Annotated in this window: 3 protein-coding genes; all 3 read left to right on the forward strand. The window is 69.0% G+C overall.

What is annotated here, in order from left to right; all coding sequences use genetic code 11:
• The first annotated feature begins 74 nt into the window (after positions 1-74).
• On the forward strand, positions 75-1166 hold the full coding sequence (gene hrcA / locus VGD93_RS16190) for a heat-inducible transcriptional repressor HrcA (protein ID WP_395013199.1): 1092 nt from the start codon (positions 75-77) through the stop codon (positions 1164-1166).
• Positions 1167-1357: 191 nt separating this feature from the next.
• Positions 1358-1873 (forward strand): nucleotide exchange factor GrpE, encoded by a 516-nt coding sequence (gene grpE / locus VGD93_RS16195; protein ID WP_395013200.1) that lies wholly within the window; start codon positions 1358-1360, stop codon positions 1871-1873.
• Positions 1874-1980: 107 nt separating this feature from the next.
• Positions 1981-2939 (forward strand): Hsp70 family protein (locus tag VGD93_RS16200; RefSeq protein ID WP_395013201.1); only part of this gene is annotated, 959 nt, incomplete at its 3' end.

Below are 2939 nucleotides of genomic sequence, written 5' to 3' on the forward strand. Positions count from 1 at the left end.
GCAAACGCTGCGTTCGATGCGGGGTTCCCGCCGCCCGGCTTGCACGCGCCGCGGCCCGGGCTTATATCCAGTGCATGGCCCGGATCCTTGGCGACGACAATTCCCTCGACCCGCGAGCGCGGCAACTGCTGCGTACCCTGATCGGGCGTTACATCCGCGATGGCGAACCGGTCGGTTCGCAGACCCTGGCGCGGCATGCGGGACTGGACGTGAGCCCGGCGACGATCCGCAACATCCTCGCCGACCTGGAGGAAATCGGGCTGCTCAGCTCGCCCCACACCTCGGCCGGCCGGGTGCCGACGCCGCAGGGCTACCGGGTGTTCGTCGACTCGCTGCTGCAGCTGCGACCGCTGCCCGAGGGCGAGATGGCGCGGTTGCGGCACGAACTGCCGGCCGGAGGCGGCACCCAGGCGCTGCTCGGCAACGCCTCGGAACTGCTGTCGGCGATGAGCCACTTCGTCGGCGTGGTCAGCGTGCCGCGGCGCGAGCAGTTCGCCTTCCGCCATATCGACTTCGTGCCGCTGGATGCGCAGCGGGTGCTGGCGATCGTGGTGTTTGCCGACAACGACGTGCAGAACCGCGTCATCCGCACCCGCCGCGGTTACGACAGCGGCGAGCTCGAGCGCGTGTCCAACTACCTCAACCAGAACTTCGCGGGCCATCCGCTGGCCGATGTCCGCGCCGCGCTGCTGCGCGAACTCAACGCCGCGCGCAGCGAGATGGAAACCCTGCTGGCGCACAGCGTCGAACTGGCCGGGCAGGCGCTCGCGGGCGACGACGGCGTGTCCGACCCGGGTGGCGGCGGCGAGGCCACGCTCAGCGAGGGCATGATGCTGGCCGGACAGACGCGGCTGATGGGGGTGCAGGAGCTCTCGGACCTGGACCGGCTGCGCGAGCTGTTCGAGACCTTCGCCCGCAAGCGCGAGATCCTGCAGCTGCTGGAGCGCACCATCCGCGCCCCCGGGGTGCGCATCTTCATCGGCGAGGAAACCGGGCTGGCGCCGCTGGAGGGGATGTCGCTGGTGACGGCGCCGTATGCGTCCGGCGACCGCATCATGGGCGTGCTCGGCGTGATCGGCCCCAGCCGCATGGCCTACGACCGGGTGATTCCCGTGGTGCAGGCGGCGGCCGAGGTACTCGGCGACGCCCTCAAGGGCCAGCCCTGAGCGCACCCACGGGCTGCCCGGGTCCGCAGGCCCGGCCGGGGCCCCGCCACGCGCAGTGACAGGCAGGACGATTGCCGCCCCGGGCGCGACGACCCATGCCGGAGCCGCGCCCACCCGCCTTGAAACCGGCATGGGTGGCCCTAATACCAGTCATCCAGGGCGGCACGGTTGCCGCGGATGGATGCTGGAGCATGACCAATACACCGATGCAGGATGCCGAAACGATCGCCGCGAACGAGGCCGGCGACACGCCGCTGGTCGCCGAACTGGAGATGCTGCGGGGCGAAGTGGAGCAGTTGCGCGCCGAGTCCCTGCGTGAGCGGGCCGACCTCGACAACCAGCGCAAGCGCCTAGCGCGCGACCTCGAGATGGCGCGCAGGTTCGCCAACGAGCGCCTGCTGAGCGAACTGCTGCCGCTGTTCGACAGCATGGAGGCCGGGCTTGCCGCCGCCGCGCAGGCCGACCCGCTGCGCGAAGGCCTTGAACTCACCCTGCGCCAGTTGCACCGCATCGCCGAAAGCAACGGCCTGACCGAAGTCGCGCCCGCGCCGGGCGACAGCTTCGACCCGGAGCGCCACCAGGCGATGAGCATGGTCGCGGCCGACGGCCTGCCGCCGGGCAGCGTCGCGCAGTTGTTCCAGAAGGGCTACGTGCTGAACGAACGCCTGCTGCGGCCGGCGCTGGTGGTGGTTGCGCAGCACGATTGATCCACAAAACCCGCGCAGATCGCTTGAACTGCCCGGGCGTACCCCCAGATAACGACCATCGGCGGCGCGACCGCCACGACAGACAACGATCCGAGAGGGAGCATCACATGGGCAAGATCATCGGCATCGACCTCGGCACGACCAACTCGTGCGTGGCGATCATGGAAGGCGGCAAGGCCCGCGTCATCGAGAACAGCGAGGGCGACCGCACCACCCCGTCCATCGTGGCCTGGACCAAGGACGGCGAAGTCCTGGTCGGCGCCTCGGCCAAGCGCCAGGCCGTCACCAACCCCAAGAACACCTTCTACGCGGTGAAGCGCCTGATCGGCCGCAAGTTCACCGACGCGGAAGTGAAGAAGGACCTCGGCCTGGTGCCGTACGCGATCGTCGAGCACGACAACGGCGACGCCTGGGTGGCGACCAGCGACGGCCGCAAGATGGCCGCGCAGGAAGTCAGCGCCAAGGTCCTGGAGAAGATGAAGAAGACCGCCGAGGCCTATCTCGGCGAGACCGTGACCGAGGCCGTGATCACGGTGCCGGCGTACTTCAACGATTCGCAGCGCCAGGCGACCAAGGACGCCGGCCGCATCGCCGGGCTCGACGTCAAGCGCATCATCAACGAGCCGACCGCCGCGGCGCTGGCCTACGGCATGGACAAGAAGGGCGGCGACCGCAAGATCGCCGTCTACGACCTGGGCGGCGGCACCTTCGACGTCTCGATCATCGAGATCGCCTCGGTCGACGGCGAAATGCAGGTGGAAGTGCTGTCGACCAACGGCGACACCTTCCTCGGCGGCGAGGACTTCGACAAGCGCGTCATCGACTACCTGGTCGAGGAGTTCCAGAAGGACCAGGGCATCGACCTGCGCAAGGATCCGCTCGCCCTGCAGCGCCTGAAGGACGCGGCCGAACGCGCGAAGATCGAGCTGTCCTCGTCGCAGCAGACCGAGGTCAACCTGCCGTACGTCACCGCCGACGCCTCCGGCCCGAAGCACCTCAACATCAAGCTCACCCGCGCCAAGCTCGAGGCGCTGGTCGACGACCTGGTCAAGAAGACCATCGAACC

The organism is Devosia sp. (genome assembly GCF_036406155.1).
Taxonomy (GTDB): Bacteria; Pseudomonadota; Alphaproteobacteria; order Rhizobiales; family Devosiaceae; genus Devosia_A.